Source organism: Mycolicibacter sinensis, assembly GCF_001667945.1.
Lineage (GTDB): Bacteria > Actinomycetota > Actinomycetes > Mycobacteriales > Mycobacteriaceae > Mycobacterium > Mycobacterium sinense_B.
This window is the reverse complement of record NZ_LZJK01000085.1, coordinates 31077-49919: the sequence shown is the minus strand read 5'-3', so window position 1 is coordinate 49919 and position 18843 is coordinate 31077. Positions and strand designations below refer to the sequence as shown.

At 68.4% G+C, this 18843-nt stretch carries 20 protein-coding genes; 11 read left to right on the top strand and 9 right to left on the bottom strand.

Annotation, left to right across the window (positions count from 1 at the left end):
* Positions 1–39 precede the first annotated feature (39 nt).
* Genes hsaA through hsaB form a run of 3 tightly spaced genes read left to right on the top strand, consistent with a single transcriptional unit; the run spans position 40 to position 2758 of the window.
* Positions 40–1230 carry a 3-hydroxy-9,10-secoandrosta-1,3,5(10)-triene-9,17-dione monooxygenase oxygenase subunit gene (gene hsaA, locus A5694_RS12255; RefSeq protein ID WP_064922112.1) on the top strand — a complete coding sequence of 397 codons (1191 nt, stop codon included), beginning with the start codon at positions 40–42 and terminating at the stop codon, positions 1228–1230.
* Positions 1231–1276: 46 nt separating this feature from the next.
* Positions 1277–2179 carry an iron-dependent extradiol dioxygenase HsaC gene (hsaC, locus tag A5694_RS12250; protein ID WP_064922111.1) on the top strand — a complete coding sequence of 301 codons (903 nt, stop codon included), beginning with the start codon at positions 1277–1279 and terminating at the stop codon, positions 2177–2179.
* A 27-nt stretch (positions 2180–2206) separates the two neighbouring features.
* The gene (gene hsaB / locus A5694_RS12245; RefSeq protein ID WP_207515998.1) at positions 2207–2758 is read left to right on the top strand and encodes a 3-hydroxy-9,10-secoandrosta-1,3,5(10)-triene-9,17-dione monooxygenase reductase subunit; all 552 of its coding nucleotides are present in this window, start codon (positions 2207–2209) and stop codon (positions 2756–2758) included.
* A gap of 85 nt (positions 2759–2843) precedes the next feature.
* Here the strand turns inward: hsaB and A5694_RS12240 are convergent, their stop codons facing one another.
* From A5694_RS12240 to fadD3, 8 genes are read right to left on the bottom strand one after another with little or no spacing between them, the layout of a single operon-like run.
* Positions 2844–4088, bottom strand: a complete 1245-nt coding sequence (locus A5694_RS12240; RefSeq protein ID WP_064922109.1) for a hypothetical protein — start codon at positions 4086–4088, stop codon at positions 2844–2846.
* Positions 4089–4097: 9 nt separating this feature from the next.
* On the bottom strand, positions 4098–4496 hold the full coding sequence (locus A5694_RS12235; protein WP_064922108.1) for a heme-binding protein: 399 nt from the start codon (positions 4494–4496) through the stop codon (positions 4098–4100).
* Between the two features lie 44 nt (positions 4497–4540).
* Complete coding sequence (locus A5694_RS12230; protein ID WP_064922107.1) at positions 4541–5716, bottom strand: pyridoxal phosphate-dependent aminotransferase; 1176 nt, start codon at positions 5714–5716, stop codon at positions 4541–4543.
* Positions 5713–6699, bottom strand: a complete 987-nt coding sequence (locus A5694_RS12225; RefSeq protein ID WP_064922106.1) for a linear amide C-N hydrolase — start codon at positions 6697–6699, stop codon at positions 5713–5715. Before A5694_RS12225 ends, A5694_RS12230 begins: the two co-directional genes overlap by 4 nt.
* Positions 6700–6718: 19 nt before the next feature.
* Positions 6719–7666 (bottom strand): acyl-CoA dehydrogenase IpdE2, encoded by a 948-nt coding sequence (gene ipdE2, locus A5694_RS12220; RefSeq protein WP_064922105.1) that lies wholly within the window; start codon positions 7664–7666, stop codon positions 6719–6721.
* Positions 7667–8632, bottom strand: a complete 966-nt coding sequence (locus A5694_RS12215; protein WP_064922104.1) for an acyl-CoA dehydrogenase family protein — start codon at positions 8630–8632, stop codon at positions 7667–7669.
* Positions 8629–9762, bottom strand: coding sequence for an acyl-CoA dehydrogenase family protein (locus A5694_RS12210; protein ID WP_064922103.1), 1134 nt, complete (start codon positions 9760–9762; stop codon positions 8629–8631). Before A5694_RS12210 ends, A5694_RS12215 begins: the two co-directional genes overlap by 4 nt.
* Positions 9763–11313 carry a 3-((3aS,4S,7aS)-7a-methyl-1,5-dioxo-octahydro-1H-inden-4-yl)propanoate--CoA ligase FadD3 gene (gene fadD3 / locus A5694_RS12205; RefSeq protein ID WP_064922102.1) on the bottom strand — a complete coding sequence of 517 codons (1551 nt, stop codon included), beginning with the start codon at positions 11311–11313 and terminating at the stop codon, positions 9763–9765.
* A gap of 61 nt (positions 11314–11374) precedes the next feature.
* Here fadD3 and ipdE1 point away from each other — a divergent pair, with 61 nt between their 5' ends.
* The 5 genes from ipdE1 to A5694_RS12180 are packed head-to-tail and all read left to right on the top strand — an operon-like array spanning position 11375 to position 15760.
* A complete protein-coding gene (ipdE1, locus tag A5694_RS12200) occupies positions 11375–12523 on the top strand; it encodes an acyl-CoA dehydrogenase IpdE1 (protein WP_064922101.1) in 1149 nt (382 codons plus the stop codon).
* Entirely contained in the window at positions 12520–13320 is an 801-nt protein-coding gene (ipdF, locus tag A5694_RS12195) for a (5R,7aS)-5-hydroxy-7a-methyl-1-oxo-2,3,5,6,7,7a-hexahydro-1H-indene-carboxyl-CoA reductase (RefSeq protein ID WP_064922100.1), read from the top strand. Before ipdE1 ends, ipdF begins: the two co-directional genes overlap by 4 nt.
* Positions 13321–13324: 4 nt before the next feature.
* Positions 13325–13921, top strand: coding sequence for a TetR family transcriptional regulator KstR2 (gene kstR2 / locus A5694_RS12190; RefSeq protein ID WP_064922099.1), 597 nt, complete (start codon positions 13325–13327; stop codon positions 13919–13921).
* Positions 13914–15080: a steroid 3-ketoacyl-CoA thiolase FadA6 gene (gene fadA6 / locus A5694_RS12185; protein ID WP_064922116.1), complete on the top strand. Its 1167-nt coding sequence runs from the start codon at positions 13914–13916 to the stop codon at positions 15078–15080. The genes kstR2 and fadA6 overlap by 8 nt, the downstream gene beginning before the upstream one ends.
* A 23-nt stretch (positions 15081–15103) precedes the next feature.
* Positions 15104–15760 carry a TetR/AcrR family transcriptional regulator gene (locus tag A5694_RS12180; protein ID WP_234786540.1) on the top strand — a complete coding sequence of 219 codons (657 nt, stop codon included), beginning with the start codon at positions 15104–15106 and terminating at the stop codon, positions 15758–15760.
* Between the two features lie 10 nt (positions 15761–15770).
* On the opposite strand, the gene A5694_RS24625 is transcribed toward A5694_RS12180, so the two are convergent.
* The gene (locus A5694_RS24625; RefSeq protein ID WP_064922097.1) at positions 15771–16607 is read right to left on the bottom strand and encodes a TetR/AcrR family transcriptional regulator; all 837 of its coding nucleotides are present in this window, start codon (positions 16605–16607) and stop codon (positions 15771–15773) included.
* Between the two features lie 82 nt (positions 16608–16689).
* On the opposite strand from A5694_RS24625, the gene A5694_RS12170 reads away from it, so the two are divergent.
* From A5694_RS12170 to A5694_RS12160, 3 genes are all read left to right on the top strand, one after another.
* On the top strand, positions 16690–17376 hold the full coding sequence (locus A5694_RS12170) for a DUF899 domain-containing protein (RefSeq protein ID WP_064922115.1): 687 nt from the start codon (positions 16690–16692) through the stop codon (positions 17374–17376).
* A 21-nt stretch (positions 17377–17397) separates the two neighbouring features.
* Positions 17398–17784 (top strand): VOC family protein, encoded by a 387-nt coding sequence (locus tag A5694_RS12165; protein ID WP_342707981.1) that lies wholly within the window; start codon positions 17398–17400, stop codon positions 17782–17784.
* Between the two features lie 126 nt (positions 17785–17910).
* The gene (locus A5694_RS12160) at positions 17911–18828 is read left to right on the top strand and encodes an endonuclease domain-containing protein (RefSeq protein ID WP_064922095.1); all 918 of its coding nucleotides are present in this window, start codon (positions 17911–17913) and stop codon (positions 18826–18828) included.
* Positions 18829–18843 lie beyond the last annotated feature (15 nt).

Below are 18843 nucleotides of genomic sequence, written 5' to 3'. Positions count from 1 at the left end.
ACCGGGCCGCTAACCTGCTCACTCCTGGGAGGCAATCTAGTGACGTCCATTCAACAGCGTGACGCCCAGTCGGTGCTGGCCGCCATCGACGACCTTCTTCCGCAGCTGCGCGAGCGCGCCCAGGAGACCGAAGACCTGCGCCGGCTGCCCGACGCCAACGTCAAGGCGCTCGAGGACATCGGCTTCTTCCGGCTGCTGCAGCCCGAACAGTGGGGCGGGATGCAGTGCGACCCGACGATCTTCTACGAGGCGGTGCGCCGGCTGGCCAGCGCCTGCGGCTCCACCGGGTGGGTCGCCGGGATCATCGGCGTGCACAACTGGCACCTGGCGCTCTTCGACCAGCAGGCCCAGGAGGACGTCTGGGGCGAGGACACCAGCGTCCGGATCTCGTCGTCGTATGCACCGATGGGCGCCGGCGTCGTCACCGAGACGGCCGACGGCTACATCGTCAACGGGTCGTGGAACTGGTCGTCGGGTTGTGACCACGCCACCTGGGCTTTCCTGGGCGGCCCGGTGATCAAAGACGGCAAGCCGGTGGACTTCGGCAGCTTCTTGATCCCGATCTCCGACTACCGCATCGACGACGTCTGGCACGTGGTCGGCCTGCGGGGAACCGGCAGCAACACCGTTGTGGTCAAGGACGCCTTCGTGCCCCGGCACCGCTTCCTGTCCTACCGGGCCATGAACGACGGCACCGCCGGCGGCTACCAGACCAACACCGCCCCGGTCTACAAGATGCCGTGGGGCACCATCCACCCCACCACGATCTCGACGCCGATCATGGGCATGGCCTACGGCGCCTACGCCGCGCACGTCGAGCACCAGGGCAAACGGGTCCGGGCGGCGTTCGCTGGGGAGAAGGCCAAGGACGACCCGTTCGCCAAGGTGCGGGTCGCCGAGGCTGCCAGCGACATCGACGCCGGCTGGCGGCAGCTGATCGGCAACGTCGCCGACGAGTACGCCCTGCTGGCGGCCGGCAAGGAGATTCCGTTCGAGCTGCGGGCCCGCGCCCGGCGCGACCAGGTGCGCGCCACCGGTCGGGCCATCGCCTCCATCGACCGGCTCTTCGAGGCGGCCGGTGCCACCGCGCTCTCCAACGACGCTCCGGTGCAGCGGTTCTGGCGCGACGCGCACGCCGGCCGGGTGCACGCGGCCAACGACCCGGAGCGGGCATACATGATCTTCGGTAACCACGAGTTCGGGTTGCCGCCCGGCGACACAATGGTCTGAGCGGGCCCCGACCCGGGACATAGACGAGCTTGCGGGAGGTATCGCGATGAGTATCCGTTCGCTGGGGTATCTGCGGATCCAGGCCACCGACATGGCGGCCTGGCGGGAGTTCGGCCTGAAGGTTCTCGGCATGGTCGAGGGCGACGGGGCGACCGAGGGTGCGCTGTACCTGCGGATGGACGACTTCCCCGCCCGGCTGGTGATCGTGCCCGGCGACACCGACCGGCTGCTGTCGTCGGGCTGGGAGTGCGCCAACGCCGAAGGCCTGCAGGACATCCGGCAGCGCCTGGAAGTCGAGGGCACGCCGTACAAGGAGGCGGACGCCGCCGAACTCGCCGAGCGCCGCGTCGTCGAGATGATCACCTTCGCCGACCCGTCCGGCAACACCCTGGAGGTGTTCCACGGCGTGGCGCTGCAGCACCGCCGGGTGGTCAGCCCCTACGGTCACCGGTTCGTCACCGAGGAACAGGGTCTGGGCCACGTGGTGCTGTCGACCAAGGACGACGCCGAGGCGCTGCACTTCTACCGTGACGTGCTCGGCTTCCGGCTGCGTGACTCGATGCGGCTGCCCCCGCAGATGGTGGGCCGCCCGGCCGACGGCGACCCGGCGTGGTTGCGGTTCTTCGGCTGCAACCCCCGCCACCACAGCCTGGCGTTTCTGCCGATGCCCACGCCGACCGGCATCGTGCACCTGATGGTCGAGGTGGGGGAGGCCGACGACGTCGGGCTCTGCCTGGACCGGGCGTATCGCCGCAAGGTGCCGATGGCCGCGACCCTGGGCCGGCACGTCAACGACAAGATGCTGTCGTTCTACATGAAGTCGCCCAGCGGCTTTCAGATCGAATTCGGTTGCGAGGGACTGGAAGTCGACGACGACGACTGGGTGGCCCGGGAGAGCACCGCGGTCAGCCTGTGGGGGCATGACTTCACGGTGGGCATCGAGAAGTAGCGGCCGATAGTGACCGACGAGCTTCCGATCGACCCGCGCGCGTTCCGCAACGTACTCGGCCAGTTCTGCACGGGCATCACCATCATCACCACCGTGCACGACGGTGCGCCGATCGGGTTCGCCTGTCAGTCGTTCGCCGCGTTGTCACTGGATCCGCCGCTGGTGCTGTTCTGCCCGACCAAGATGTCGCGGTCCTGGCAGGCCATCGAGGCCAGCGGAAAGTTCTGCGTCAACATCCTGGCCGAGGAGCAGAAGGACGTCTGCGCCCGGTTCGGCTCCCGGGAACCCGACAAGTTCGCCGGGGTGGATTGGACGCCGTCCCCGCTGGGCTCGCCGATCCTGGCCCGGTCGCTGGCTCACATCGACTGCACGGTGGCCTCGGTGCACGACGGCGGCGACCACTTCGTGGTTTTCGGTGCGGTGCAATCGCTTTCCGATGTACCCGAAGTCAAGCCCCGGCCGCTGCTGTTCTACCGCGGCGACTACACCGGCATCGAGCCGGAGAAGACCACGCCCGCACAGTGGCGCGACGACCTGGAGGCGTTCCTGACCGCCACCACCGACGACACCTGGCTGTAAGCCCCGCAGCCAATCCCCCGCCGAGTCGGAATCCGGCGACGCCGAACCGGCGTGTCGCGTCGTGAGATTCCGACTCGGGAGAGCTTCAGTGCCAGCGCTGCTGGTGCTCGGCGTGGGTGCGCAGATAGGCGCCCGGGCGAAAGAACTCGTCGTAGAAGTCGGTGTCCAGATGCTGGGCCTGCAGGTACATCAGCGCATGCACCGTCGGTACGCTGCCGGGCAGCTTGCCGAAGGTGTCGTAGATATAGGACGCCTGCAGCGTGACCAGCTCGGCGATACCGTCCGGCGGCAGGGCCGAGCCGCGCACCCGCGGCGTATCCGACCACGGACCCGGCGTCGACGGGTGCGACGGCCCGCCGGGACCGAACTTTCGGGTCACCAGCTTGGCCACGCCCTCGGCCACCGACGGCACATGCGGCGGGCTCAGCGTCTCGAAATGGCCGGGCAGCCCGGTCACATTGGGCAACGGCCAGCGCGGATCGTCATCGGCGACGAACCCGAACGCGCGCAGCACCGAAACCCGGTCCAGCCCATCGAATATCCAGCCGCCCAAGCCCATCGCCTGTAACCCCAGCGCCCCATTGTGGGCGGCGATGGACAGCTCTGCGCTGGCCTCGGTCAGGCTGTACTGCTCGACGAACGACAGCGGGATCGGGTCGTCGGCGTGCGCCAAACCCGAGAATGCTTGCAGCCCGGGGATCGCACGACCGGTGATGTCGTCGGTGATGCGGTAGCCGTTGGCCGCGAAGAACCACAGGTTCTCCAGCAGGTGCTCGGCCAGGTCGGCCACCGCGAACGCCAGCAGGCTGCCCGGGTGATTGCCGATCCAGGTGTTGTGACCCTCCATATAGGGCTCTTCGCGGGGCAGCTCCAAGCGGGAATCCGACAGCTGCACATACGAATCCGCAGTATGGCCGATCCAATCCTCGAGGGTGGCGAACTCTCGCGGTTGCTGATCGCGGGTGGGCAACAGATAGCAGCCGGTGTCGTCGGTGAAGAACAGCTGGCTGGTGTGAAAGCCCGCCGCCGATGGCATCGCCCGGCCACTGGCGCTGCCGGGGTAGTTGGGCAGTGCGGGGGCGTATCCGGGATGGTGGGCGATACCGTCATGCCAGCCGGTGACCCCACCCATCAGTGACAGCAGCAGCGCCCGCTCCACTGCCGACAGCGGTTGCACCGGCCGGCGGCTGGTATAGGCCAGCGCGCCAGCCGGGATGGCGCCACCGACCGGGAAGCGGCGCGACCGGCGCCCGGTGATCGCGGCGAACAGGCCGAAGCCGGCCGCGTCGGCCAGTGCGGCCCGTTCCTGGTCGCTGATCGACAGGCCCATCGGCCCGACCTACTTGCTGACGGTCTCCAGCAGCGTGGCCAGCTGGGTCGGGGAGACCGTGATGCCGCACTGGTTCTTCAGGTCGGTCAGCGGTGCGGCGATGCCCTGCAGGGTCGACAGCTGGTCGAGGTGGCCGATGAAGTAGCCCTGCACCGAGGACTTGGCCTGCTCCGGCGGCATGGTGGCCGCCGACGTCAGCACGTCGTTGGCCTCGGGGTGGTCGTTGAGGAACCCACCGGCCTGGCTCAGCACGCCGCTGGCGGTGTTGGCCAGCCCGGCGGCGGTGCAGGGCGCCGGTGCGGCATCGGCCGGCGGCGTGGACCCGGAGGTCACCGTGGCGGCCACCGCGCCGAGGATGCCGACGGCTGCCGCGCCGATCGCCAGGCGAGACGTCGTGGTTGTGCGCATTGCTGTGGTCCCTTCGATCAGGTAGGTCGAGCTTGTGGGTAAACCTACCGGAGCGGGAGCCAGCCGCTGATTCGATGCAACGCTTCGGAGATATCGGCGGTCGGCCCGGCGAACGACAACCGGACGAAGGTGTTGCCGCGCTCGGTGTCGAAGTCGACACCCGGCGCCACGGCGACACCGGTGTCGGCGAGCAACCGCGCGCAGAACGCCAGGGAGTCGTCGGTGTAGTCCGCGACGTCGGCGTAGACATAGAACGCCCCGTCGGTGGGCGCCAACCGGTCGATACCGATGTCGCGCAGGCCGGTCAGCAGCAGTTCCCGGTTGGCCGCGTAATGCCGCAGGTGGCCTTGCGCTTCGGCGATCGCCTCGGGCGTGAAGGCCGCGACCGCCGCGTACTGGGCCAGCACCGGCGGGCAGATGGTGAAGTTGCCGGTCAGGCAGTCCACCGCGCGTCGCAGCGCCGGCGGCACCAGCAGCCAGCCCAGCCGCCAGCCGGTCATCGCGAAGTACTTCGAAAAGCTGTTGGCCACCACCGCGTTGCGGGAGGTCTGCCAGGCGCAGCTGGTCTCCGGGGCGCCCTCATAGACCAGCCCGTGGTAGACCTCGTCGCTGATCAGCCGTACGCCCGCCTCGTCGCACCAGGTCGCGATCGCGGCCAGCTCCGCCGGTTCCAGGACGGTCCCGGTCGGGTTGGCCGGGCTGGCGACGATCACCCCGGCCAGCGGCCCGGGGATCGCGGCGAGCATCTCAGCAGTCGGCTGGAAGCGGGTTTGCGGCCCGCACGGGATCTCGATCACCTCGCAGCCGAGGGCGGTCAGGATGTTGCGGTAACACGGGTAGCCGGGGCTGGCGATCGCCACCCGGTCGCCGACGTCGAAGCAGGCCAGAAACGCCAGCAGGAAGCCGCCGGATGACCCGGTGGTCACCACCACGTCGTCAGCGTCGACGTCGAGCCCGTAGCGATCGGCGTAGGAGCCGGCGATAGCCGCGCGCAGCTCCGGGATTCCCAGCGCAACGGTGTAGCCGAGCTGGTTGGCCTGCAGGGCCGCCGCGGCGGCCGAGCGCACCGGCTCGGGTGCGCCCACGCTGGGCTGCCCGGCGGACAGGTTCACCAGGTCGCCATGGCTGCGCTGGCGCTGCGCGGCGGCCAGCCACACGTCCATCACGTGAAACGGCGGGATGCCGGCGCGCAGCGCCGTGCGGTCGAGACGGGCGGTCATGCGCCCACGCCCAGGAAGGTGAACGGTTCGGCGACGGCAAAGCGCGCCGACGTCTCACCGGCGAAGACGTTGCTGTCATCGGAGCCGAGGTCGAGCTTGCGCACCGCGGCCCCCGGCACGAAGTCGAGCTTCTTCAGATCCACCCAGAACACATTGGGTGTCAGCGCGGATTCGAAGCAATACAACTTGTGGCCGTGGTGGGCGACGGTGCGCCACCGCGTCGAGGAGATGTTGGGCTCGTCAGGAGTGGTGATACCGAACGGCACCGACACGTTGCGCACCACGCTGAGCACCGACGCGAGCGCGATCTTCGGATCCTCGGATTTGGGTATCGCGTTGACGTAGAACGAGGCTCGGGCGAACCGGTCAGCGGCCCGGTTGGTGCCCGGCAGCATGACGGTGCCGCCCAGCTGCTCCCAGTAGGCGTTGACCGCAAGCTGCTGGTCGAAGACCGGGGAGTTCGTCATCACCTGATAGTCGCGGCTGTGGTGGATGGTCTGTTTGCCGCCAACATATTCCACGATCGCACTGTCACCGCTGGCGTCCGACATCGACAGATGCAGGGTCGCCAGACGGTCCTCACCGGGTACGCCGTCGGTCACCACGACGAACGGTTCGGTGCTCAAGGTCGCAACCGCCTCGGCCACGGTGGCGAAATTGTCGAGCATGTACTGGGCCCACACCGCGACCGACAGCCCGGGCCGGGAACCGTCGTAGCAGGGGTACTCCGACTCGGCCAGCCACAGCAGGTTGGCCGACAGCCCGGCCTCGTTCAGGCCGTCGGTGGTGCAGATGTCGTAGCCGGTGGCCACCACGCTGCCATATTTCGCCGTCCACTCAACGGAGTTCGCCCCGGCCTGCCCGCCGCGCCGCACGCCGCGCGGGAGCGCCCACAGATTGGTCGCCAGATCCAGCTTCCAGTCCATCGACCGCCCGGTGATGATGTTGCCGTTGGGTCCCAGGTAAACCAATCGGGTGCACACGTGTCTACCGTACGGGACCTTAGAGAACCTCGGCCTCTAACCGGCGCAGGTGTTCGGCCGGCTGACCGAGCAGCTGCGAACTGCCGTGCGCGCGTTTGAAATACAGCTGGATATCGCTTTCCCAGGTGATCGCGATGCCGCCGTGCAGCTGGACCGCCTCGCCGGCCACCTTGGAGAACGCCTCGCTGGCAACGACTCTGGCCAGTGCGGCCGACGTCGCCGACGGCTCGGTGAGGGCGTCGTCGACGACGGCGCGGGCGGCCGAGATCGCCACGTACAGGTCGGCCATACGGTGCTTGAGCGCCTGGAAGCTGCCGATCGGCCGGCCGAACTGCACCCGGTCCTTGGTGTACTGCACGGTCAGGTCCAGGCAGCGGGTGGCCGCGCCGACCTGCTCGGCAGCCAGCAGGATCGCCGCGTAGTCGGCGATGCCCGGATCGGCTCCGATCGGGGTGGTCTGCGCGGCGGTGATCCGGCCCAGCCGGCGGGTCGGATCCATGGTGGTCAACGGCTCAGCGCTGAATTCGGTCCAGCGCTGCAATTGGCCGTCCCGGGCGCCGACAACGATATCGGCGAGGTCGCCGTTGACCGCATAACCGTCGTCGAAGACGACCGTCCCGATCGCCCCTCCTTCGGCTAGCTGCTCGAGGGCTTGGGCGTCGGGCTCGTCAGCGGCCAGCAGCGCCAGCTCGGCCAGCACGGTACCCAGCAGCGGCGTGGGTACCAGTGCCTTCCCGAGCTCTTCGAGAACCACTGCGGCATCGGCTAGTTGGCCACCGGCCCCGCCGAGCTCCTCGGGCACCACCAGCGCGGCGGCACCGACCTGCTCGCACAACAGCTGCCACAGTGCCTCGTCGTAGCCGCGCTCGGACTCCATCGCCGTCCGGACCGCTTCCGGGGTGGCGTGCTTGTCGACCAGCGCGGCGACGGTCTGGCGCAGCAGCTCGCGTTCTTCGTTGTGGGCCACTTAGATCGCCTCCAACACTCGCCGCCGATGGGTGGTCGCATCCCCCCAGGCGGGGCGCAGCGCCTGCACGCGCAGCAGCCACAGCGACAGGTCGCATTCGCTGGTGAAGCCGATCGCACCGTGGGTCTGCAAAGCGGAATGGGCGGCAGCCAATGCCGCATCGGACGCGGCCACCTTGGCCGCGCTGACGTCGCGTGCGGTGTCGGCGGAGCCATCAGCCAGGGACAAGGCCGCCCCGTACACCAGCGGGCGGGCCAGTTCCAGGGCGATGTGCACGTCGGCCAGTTTGTGCTTGATCGCCTGGTAGCCACCGATCACCCGGCCGAATTGAGTGCGCTGCTTGGCGTAGTCGACGGCCGTATTCAGCATGGCCTGGCCGGCGCCGACCAGCTGCGCGGCGGTGGCCAGTGCGCCCACCTCGTAGGCGCGGCTGGTGTCCGCTTCCCAGGAGTCGCCGGCCGCGGTGACGCCGAACACCCGGCGGCTCGGGTCCACCGAGCGGTGCTCGGAGCCGATCTGTGCGATGGCCGCCTGGGAGTTCTCGGCCAGTAGAACGAGGTCGGCGGCGTGGGCGTCGACGGCCCGCGGGGCGTGCGGCGGCAGTGCCGCCGTGGCGATCAGCTCCCCGGCGGCCAACCCGGCCAGCCGCTCGGCGGCATCGGGGGCACCGGCCAGCAGCACCGGTGCCACCGCAAGGGATTCCACCACCGGCCCGGGTACACACCAGCGGCCCAGCGCTTCGATGGCCAGCACCAGATCGACCGGGTGGGCGCCGATGCCGTCGAACTCCTCCGGCACGGCCAGCGCGGTGACGCCCAGCTCGGCCAGCTGGCTCCACACCCGCTTGCCGGGCTCGGTATTCCCGGCCGACCAGGCGCGCACCGCACCGGGTACGTCGGCGGCGCCGAGGGCAGCGTCGATGCTGGCTGCGAAGTCGCGCTGCTCTTGGTCTAGATCGAATTTCATTTCTTCTCCCGGGGCAGGCCCAGCAGCCGCTCGGCGATGATATTGCGCTGAATCTCGTTGGTGCCGGCGTAGATCGGGCCGCCGAGCGCGAACAGGTAGCCGTGGGTCCAGGCATCGGCCAGCTCGCCGTCGGCGCCGCGGATGTCCAGGCCGGTCTGGTGCAGCGCGACGTCCAGTTCGGACCAGAAAACCTTCGTCACCGAGGACTCCGCGCCCAGTTCACCGCCGGCCGCCAGTCGGGTCACGGTGCCGAACGTCTGCAAGCGGTAGGCCTGCGCCTTGATCCAGGCGTCGGCGACCCGATCGGTGAACGCCGGGTCGCTGCCGTGCTCCTTCCACAGCGCCGCCAGCTTTTCGGCGCCCACCAGGAACCGGGCCGGGCTGCGCAGGCTCATGCCGCGCTCGTTGCTCGACGTGCTCATCGCGGCGCGCCAGCCCTCGTTCGGCACGCCGATCACGTCGTTGTCCGGCACGAACACGTCGTCGAGGAAGATCTCGCCGAAACCGGTCTCCCCGCCGAGCTGCTCGATGGCGCGCACCGTGATGCCGGGCGCTTTGAGGTCGAACATGAAGTAGGTCAGCCCGTGGTGGCGCTGCGCCTCCGGGTCGGAGCGGAATAGCCCGAAGCCGCGCTCGCCGAACGGGGCGCGCGAGCTCCAGATCTTCTGCCCGTTGAGTTTCCAGCCGCCTTCGACCTTGGTGGCCGTCGAGCGCAGCGATGCGAGGTCACTGCCGGACTCCGGCTCCGACCAGGCCTGCGCCCAGATCTCCTCGCCGCTGGCCATCTTCGGCAGCACCCGGTCCAGCTGTTCTTCGGTGCCGTGCGCGAATAGCGTCGGCGCCAGCATCGAGGTGCCGTTGGCGCTGGCCCGCCCGGGCGCCCCGGCGCGGAAATACTCTTCCTCGAACACCACCCACTGCAGCAGGGTGGCGTCCCGCCCGCCGTAGCGCTTCGGCCAGGCGATCACCGACAGCCCGGCGTCGTACAGCACTTTGTCCCACCGCCGGTGTTGCTCGAAACCCTCGGCGGTGTCGTAGGACAGGAGAGGGAACTTGTCCTTGTTGGCCGCCAGGAAGTCACGCACCTCGGCGCGAAAGGCCTCGGTCTCGTCGTCGAATGTCAGGTCCATCTAGGCCCACTCTCTCAATTCATGCTTGACCACCTTGCCGCCGGGATTGCGCGGCAGGGAGTCGGCGAACACCACCGATCGCGGTGCCTTGAAGTTCGCCAGATGTTCACGGGCGTAAGCGATCACCTTTTGTTCATCGAGGGCCTCGCCCGACCCGGGCCGGCGCACGATGAATGCCCGTCCCACTTCGCCAAGGCGTTCGTCGGGCACCCCGATCACCGCCACGTCGGCAACCCCGTCGAGGCGGGCCAGCACCTGCTCGATCTCGGCGGGGTAGACGTTGAAGCCGCCGGAGATGTACATGTCCTTGAGCCGGTCGGTGATCCGCAGGTTCCCCGCCGCGTCGACGGTGCCGACGTCGCCGGTGTGCAGCCACCCGTCGCCGTCGATGGCCGCGGCGGTGGCCTCGGCGTCGTCGAGGTAGCCGAGCATGATGTTGGCGCTGCGCAGCAGCACCTCCCCGGCTTCCGAACCGTCTATCCGCAGCTCGAAGTCGGCGATCGGCCGCCCGCACGTGGTGGCCACGGTGACGGCGTCGTCGTCGGCGCGGCACATGGTGGCGAACCCGCCGGACTCGGTCAGACCGTATGCGGTGAGCACGATGTCGATGTCGAGCTCGGTCTGCATCCGCTCGATCAGCACGACCGGGACGGTGGCCGCACCGGTGACCGCGAACCGCAGCGAGCTCAGGTCATAGCGCTGACGATCGGGGTGATCCAGCAGGGTCTGATAAATGGTGGGCGGCCCCGGCAGCACGGTGATCTGGTGCTCCTCGATGGCGCGCAACGCGTCGGCCGGGTCGAAAGTCAGCTGTGGGATCAAGGTGGCCCCGGTCTGCAGACAGGCCAGGATCCCGGCCTTGTAGCCGAAGTTGTGGAAGAACGGGTTGATGCACAGGTAGCGGTCGTCGGCGGTCATCTGGCCGCAGGCCGCCCACGCCGCCGGACCGGCCAGTGACTGCCGGTGCGCGCAGAGCACGCCTTTGCTGCGGCCGGTGGTTCCCGAGGTGAACAGGATGTCGGACAGGTCGTCGGGGCCGACGGACGCAGCCCGCGCGTCGATCTGGTCATCGGAGACCGACGCCCCGGCGGCGATGAACTCATCCCAGGATGCCGCCGCCGCCGCGTCCCCTTCCTGCACGGGTATCCGGACGACATGCTCGAGCGCCGGCAGCTCGGCACGGTCGAGCTCGGCGAGGCGGTCGGCCTTGAGGAAGCGGCCCATCCCGAGCAGCACCTTGGCTTTGCTGCGGGCCAGGATGTCGGTGGCCTCCGAGGCGGTGTAGCGGGTGTTCAGCGGCACCAGGACGCCACCGGCGTAATGGGTGCCCAGGCAGGCGACCACCCAATGCCAGGTGTTGGGCGACCACAATGCGACCCGCTCGCCGGGGGCGACGCCGAGCGCGATCAGTGCGGCGGCGGCCCGGCGCACCTCGTCGCGCAGCTCGGCGTAGGTGAACCGGTTGTCCTCGGCGATCAGCGCGTCATGGTCGGGGAGCGCACCCGCGATGCGGTCCAGCGCGGCGGGCGTGGTGCGCGCTTGGCTGGGCATAGTGCTCCCTGGGTTCGATGGCTCGTAGCCGAGCAAGTGCTTGGTAGGTTAGCCTACAGGGGTGCAAGCAGTCGAGGAGTTCAGGGCTGAGGTCCGCGCATGGCTGGCCGACAACCTGGTCGGGGAGTTCGCCAAGCTCAAAGGCCTTGGCGGGCCTGGGCGCGAGCATGAGGCCTTCGAGGAGCGGATGGCGTGGAACCGCCATCTCGCCGACGCCGGGCTGACCTGCCTGGGCTGGCCGGTGGAGCACGGCGGACGCGGACTGTCGGTGGCCCACCGGGTGGCGTTCTACGAGGAGTACGCCCGCGCCGACGCCCCGGACAAGGTCAATCACCTCGGCGAGGAGCTGCTCGGGCCGACGCTGATCGCCTTCGGCACTGCCGAACAGCAGCAGCGTTTCCTGCCGGGCATCCGCAATGTCACCGAGCTGTGGTGTCAGGGCTACTCCGAGCCCGGCGCCGGCAGCGACCTGGCCAATGTGGCCACCACCGCGGTGCTCGACGGCGATCGCTGGGTGATCAACGGCCAGAAGGTGTGGACCTCGCTGGCGCACCTGTCGCAGTGGTGCTTCGTGGTGGCCCGCACCGAGAAGGGCTCCAAGCGGCACAACGGACTGTCGTACCTGCTGGTGCCGCTGGATCAGCCCGGCGTGGAAATCCGCCCGATCGTGCAGCTGACCGGCACCTCGGAGTTCAACGAGGTGTTCTTCGACGACGCGGTCACCGATGCCGACCTGGTGGTCGGGGAGCCCGGCGACGGTTGGAAGGTCGCCATGGGCACGCTCACCTTCGAGCGTGGCGTGTCGACATTGGGCCAGCAGATCCGGTATGCGCGTGAGCTTTCCGCGCTGGCCGAACTCGCGACACGCAACGGCGCCGCCGAAGACCCGCTGATCCGTGAGCGGCTGGCCCGGTCCTGGGTCGGGCTGCGGGCGATGCGGTCCTACGCGATGGCCACCATGGACGTCGAGCAGCCCGGCCAGGACAACGTCTCGAAACTGTTGTGGGCCAACTGGCATCGCGACCTGGGCGAGCTCGCCATGGACGTGATCGGGCGCGATTCGATGGTGCTGGCCGACGGTGAGTTCGACGAGTGGCAACGGCTCTATCTGTTCACCCGCTCCGACACCATCTACGGCGGGTCGAACGAAATTCAGCGCAACATCATCGCCGAGCGGGTTCTCGGCCTACCCCGGGAGGCAAAGGGATGAGCTCGGCAACGGATCTGTCCAAGGCGCCGGAAGAGATTGCCGGGCATGGCCTATTAGCGGGCAAGACGGTGCTGGTGACCGCGGCGGCCGGTACCGGTATCGGCTCCACCACCGCGCGGCGGGCGCTGCTCGAGGGCGCCGACGTCGTCGTCTCCGACTATCACGAACGCCGGCTCGGTGAGACCCGCGACGAACTGGCCGCCCTCGGCCTGGGCCGGGTGGAGGCGGTGGTCTGCGACGTCACCTCCACCGCCGCCGTGGATGCGCTGTTCACCGACGCCGTGGCGAAGATGGGCCGACTCGACGTGCTGGTCAACAACGCCGGCCTGGGCGGGCAGACCCCGGTGATCGACATGACCGACGACGAGTGGGACCGCGTCCTGAACGTGACGCTGAACTCGGTGATGCGGGCGACCCGGGCTGCCCTGCGTTACTTCCGTGGCGTCGACCACGGCGGGGTCATCGTCAACAACGCCAGCGTATTGGGTTGGCGCGCACAGCATTCCCAGTCTCACTACGCCGCAGCCAAGGCCGGCGTGATGGCCCTGACCCGCTGCTCCGCGATCGAGGCGGTCGAGTACGGGGTGCGCATCAATGCCGTCTCGCCGTCCATCGCCCGGCACAAGTTCCTGGAGAAGACCAGCTCCGCAGAACTGCTGGACCGGCTCGCCGAGGGCGAGGCGTTCGGCCGGGCCGCCGAGCCGTGGGAGATCGCCACCACCATCGCGTTCCTGGCCAGCGACTACTCCAGCTACCTCACCGGCGAGATCATCTCGGTTTCCAGCCAGCACCCGTGATCCCATGACGCGCCGTGACGAACTCCTGAACCTGGCTGCGGCGATGATCGCCGAGCGCGGCCTGCGTGCCACCACGGTGCGCGACATCGCCGACGCCGCCGGGATTCTGTCCGGCAGCCTGTATCACCACTTCTCCTCCAAAGAGGAGATGGTCGACGAGGTGCTGCGCGACTTTCTCGACTGGCTTTTCGGGCGCTACCAGCAGATCATCGACACCGAATCCGATCCGCTGGCGCGCCTGGAAGGGCTGTTCCTGGCGTCGTTCGACGCCATCGAGCACCGGCACGCCCAGGTCGTCATCTACCAGGACGAAGCCAAGCGGCTGTCGTCGCAGGAGCGCTTCGCCTACGTCGACGAGCGCAATCGTCAGCAGCGCAAGATGTGGATCGACGTGCTGCAGCAGGGCGTCGAGGCCGGATGCTTTCGCCCGGACCTCGACCTCGACCTGGTCTACCGCTTCATCCGCGACACCACCTGGGTGTCGGTGCGCTGGTATCAGCCCGGCGGACCGCTCACCGCCGAACAGGTCGGCAGACAATACCTCGCTATCGTGCTGGGTGGAATCAGTGAAGGAGTCCCAAATGGCCGCACAAATCTCTGAGGCATACGTCATCGACGCTGCCCGCACCGCCGTCGGTAAGCGCAACGGGTCGCTGGCCGGGGTGCACCCGGTCGACCTGGGCGCGCTGGCGTTCCGCGGCCTCCTGGACCGGGTCGGCGTCGACCCTGCGGCCGTCGACGACGTGATCGCGGGTTGTGTGGACGCGATCGGTGGCCAGGCCGGCAACATCGGCCGGCTGGCGTGGCTGGCGGCCGGCTACCCCGAAGCCGTTCCCGGGGTTACCGTCGACCGGCAGTGCGGTTCGTCCCAGCAGGCGATCTCCTTCGGCGCTCAGGCCATCATGTCCCGCACGGCGGACCTGATTCTGGCCGGCGGGGTGCAGAACATGAGCTGGGTGCCGATCTCCTCGGCGATGATCGTCGGCGAGCAGTTCGGTTTCACCTCGCCGACCAATGAGTCCAAGAAGTGGCTGGAACGCTATGGCGAGCAGGAGATCTCGCAGTTCCGCGGTGCCGAGATGATCGCCGAGAAGTGGGATCTGTCGCGCGAGGAGATGGAACGCTTCGCCCTGCAGAGCCACGAGCGGGCGTTCACCGCCATCGCCGAGGGCCGCTTCGACAGAGAGATCATCCCGGTCGATGTCGACGGTGTGACGTTCCGCGTCGACGAGGGACCGCGGGAATCGACCCTGGAGAAGATGGCCGGGTTGAAGCCTCTGGTCGAAGGTGGCCGACTCACCGCTGCACTGGCCAGCCAGATCTCCGACGGCGCCAGCGCGGTGCTGCTCGCTTCCCAGCAGGCGGTGTCCGATCACGGCCTGACGCCGCGGGCCCGCATCCACCACATCAGTGCCCGGGGCGACGACCCGGTGTTCATGCTGACCGGCCCGATCCCGGCCACCCGCTACGCGCTGGAGAAGACCGGGTTGAGCATCGACGACATTGATGTGGTGGAGATCAACGAGGCGTTCGCGCCGGTGGTCCAGGCCTGGATGAAGGAGTTCCCGATCGACCCGGCAAAGGTCAACCCCAATGGCGGGGCGATCGCGTTGGGTCACCCGCTGGGGGCGACCGGCGCCAAATTGTTCACCACGATGCTGCATGAGCTGGAGCGAACGGGCGGCCGGTATGGGTTGCAGACGATGTGTGAGGGCGGCGGTACGGCCAACGTCACCATCATCGAACGGCTCGGCAGCTAAAATTCTCCGCCATGGGAGCGATCATGGCAACGCCCACACCTGGCGGCCGCAGAATTCGGGGACTGGACGCCGACCAGCGCCGCGCACAGCGTCGCGATCAGATCTTGGCGGCGGCGTTCGATCTGTTTGCGCGGGACGGCTACGTCAACACCTCGATCGAGCAAATCTGCCAGACCGCCTATGTCGGTAACAAGGCGTTCTACGAACTGTTCGACAGCAAGGAAGACTGCTACCTGGCGCTGATGAACGGGATCGGTGAAGGCATCGAGCGGCAAGTCGAAGAGCAGCTTCAGCGGGCGGCCCCCGGTGAGCCCGAAGAGGCGACCGTGCGCCGCGTCCTCGCCGCGTTTGCCCACGCGCTGGTCGACGACCCGCGGGTGGCGGTGGTGGCGTTTAGGGAGTGCACCGGCATCTCGCCACGGGTTGAGGCGCAACGGCGGGCGAACCGCAAGTGGGCGGCGGATTTCCTCGAGGCGTTCTGGCGTAGCAAGGCGCGCTCCGGTGACAGCGTCGACTACCGGGCGATGGCGGTCGCCACCGTGGGGGGCTGTTTCGAGACCGTCGCTGACTTCCTGCATGACACCGACCCGCCGCGGTCGATCGATGACCTCACCCACGACCTGACTTCGTTCGTGCTCGCGGTCGGCAACGGGATCCACCTGCCGAGCACCACCGACTGACGAACGCGGGCTAATGGACCAGCCCGGAGATGACGTCGTCGACGGTGCGTCGGGCCAGGGCTTCCAACTCGCGGCGGCTGGTGCCCCGCAGCGGTCCATGCAGCGCCAGCTCGGCGAATCCGTGTACCGCCGACCAGCACGGCCACTCCGCACCGGCGCGCCGGTTCGGTTGCAGCACACCGGCATCGGTCATCGCGTCGAGGGCATCCACCAGGGCGCGAAACGGCGGTGGAACCCGATCGTCGCCGAGTGCGCTGAGGTCGGAACCGCTGGATTTGTGCGGCGGTCCCAGCTTCGCCTCTCCTCCGTCGAGGCTCGCTGAACCGCCGGATTCGTGCGGCGGTCCCAGCTTCGCCTCTCCTCCGTCGAGGCTCGCTGAACCGCCGGATTTGTGCGGCGGTCCCAGCTTCGCCTCTCCTCCGTCGAGGCTCGCTGAACCGCTGGATTCGTGCGGCGGTCCCAGCTTCGCCTCTCCTCCGTCGAGGCTCGCTGAACCGCCGAAGAACGCCACGGCGAACCACCCCGGCTCGTCCAGTGCGAACTCGATATAGCCCAAGCCCACTGCGCGTAGCTGATTGAGCGCGCGGGTCTGTGCCGACCCGCGCCGGTTCACCGATGGGAACATGCGCGCGGCCATCCGGTCCTGGATGGCTGTTGCCACGGCGCTGAGCAGCGCCTCGCGGTCCGCGAAGTGACGGTAGGCGGCGTTGGGGGACACCCCGGCGCGCCGGGTCGCCTCCCGGATGGTCAGTGCCTCCGGGCCGCCGGTTCGGGTGAGCTGCAAGCCGGCGTCGATCAGTGCTGCGCACAGATCGCCATGGTGATAACCGGCCTTTGTTCCAGCCACCTCTTGACAGCCCCCTCGAGTCGAAGTGTACGGTGTCAACATACTCAATGTAGACGCCGTACACATTCCGCGGGAGGCTTTCGTGTCGACGACTTTGGGGTTGCCGCCGGTGGTGGACCAATCGACGTGGCAGCGGGAGCTGGATGCGCTGCGGGTCCGGGAGAAGGCGGCCACCCGTGAACTCGATGCGATCGCGGCGCAACGTCGCCGGCTGCCGATGGTCGCCATGGCCGACTACGTACTCGAAGGCGAGAACGGGCCGGTGCGGCTGGCCGATGTCTTCGACGGCAAACACCAGCTGATCGTCTACCACCACATGTGGTTTCCCGGCCAGGAGTGGCAGTGTCCGGGATGTACCGGGTTCACCTCGCAGTTCACCCGGTTGGAGTTTTTGGCCGACTACGACGCACGGTTCGTCATCGTCACCCAGGGCCCGATCGATGAAGCGCTCGCCTACAAGCGTCGGGTCGGCAACCGGATGGACTGGTACAGCACCGCCGGAAGTCCGTTCGGCGCCGACGTCGGCGCCCCGCCGGGTGGCCAGTTCGCACTGAATGTCTTTCTGCGCCATGGCGACACGGTGTATCGCACCTGGCACACGACCGGCCGGGGCTGCGAACAGCTCGGCCACGTGTTCGGCCTGCTGGACGTCCTGCCCTACGGGCGCCAGGAGGTATGGCAGGAATCTCCGGACGGCTGGCCGCAGTATCCCACCTTCAGCCGCTGGGCGGGCTCTGCGGAGATCGCCCAGGCATACGGTACCGAGTAATCCCAACCCAGAAGGAGCATGATGAGTCCCACCAAGATCGGCCTGAAGACGATCAACCTGGTATGCGTGGCGACGCCCGAACAGGACAAGGCGGTTGCGTTCTACGAGTCGCTCGGCTTTGAGAAGCGCACCGACGAGGAGTTCGGCGGCGGCTACCGGTGGATCGAGGTCTACCCGCCCGAGGGCTCGACCGGTATCGCGCTGGCTCCGCCGCAAGAGGGCGTGCCGGTGGTGCCGATGGAAACGGGCATCACGCTGACCACCGACGATATCGACGCCACCCACACCGCGATGCGTGAACTCGGGGTCGACGTCGACGCACAGGTGGCCCGGATGGGGGCGCCGGTCCCGCCGATGTTCTTCTTCCGCGACCCGAGTGGGCACACCCTGATGGTGGTCGAGGTCTAGCCCGACGGCCTTTGCTTCGAGTCGGAATCTCGCGACGCCACCACAGCGTGTCGCGTCGTGAGATTCCGACTCGGGCTCTGTGGATAAGTGTCGGCACCGGCTATCGCCGACTGCCACGCTTCGGCTGTGGACGAATTGGATTGGCCGTTCCTGGGACCCGAGGCATTGGCCGACAGGCTCATTCCCGAGCGGACGATGCGGACGCTGTACCAGCCGGTCTACCCGGGCGTCTACGTTCCGTGGGGCATCGAGCTGACCGCGCGGCAGCGCGCGACGGCGGCGTGGCTGTGGTCGCGGCGGCGCGGCGTGGTGGCGGGCAACTCCGCTGCGGCGCTGCTGGGCTCGAAGTGGGTGGACGCGGCACTGCCCGCTGAACTGGTCCACGACAACCAGAAGGCGCCGCCGAAGCTTGTCGCGCACAATGAGGTTCTCAAGCCCGGCGAGTTGACGACCGTCGACGACATTGCGGTCACCACCGCAGCGCGGACTGCTTTCGACATCGGACGCCGAACGCGGTCGCGGGTGACCGGCGTGCAGCGCCTCGATGCGCTGGCCAACGCCACCGGCATCGGGATCGCTGAAGTTGAGGCCGTCATCGCCGCGCATCCCGGCGCCCGTGGTGTCAACGGGCTACGGAGAATCCTGCCGCTGGTCGACAGCGGGTCGGAGTCGCCCCAGGAGAGCCGTACCCGGCTGGCGCTGATCGACGCCGGCTTGCCGTGGCCGGAGACCCAGATCGTGGTCCATGACGGGTTCGGCGAATTCGTGGGCCGGCTCGATATGGGGTATCGGGAATTGAGGGTCGGCATCGAGTACGACGGCCCGCAGCACTGGACCGACCCGAAGCAACGGCAGCGAGACATTGATCGTCAGGCAGCGCTGGCCGAGCTCGGCTGGGTGATCATCCGCGTCAGCGCGGAGCTGCTGCGCTACCGGCGGGCGACGTTGATCGCCCGAGTGCAAGACGCGATGCGCGTGGCCGGATGGCCCGGCCGGGGCGCGAATCGGAATCTCGTGACGCACCCACCGCGTGTCGCGTCGTGAGATTCCGACTCGAGG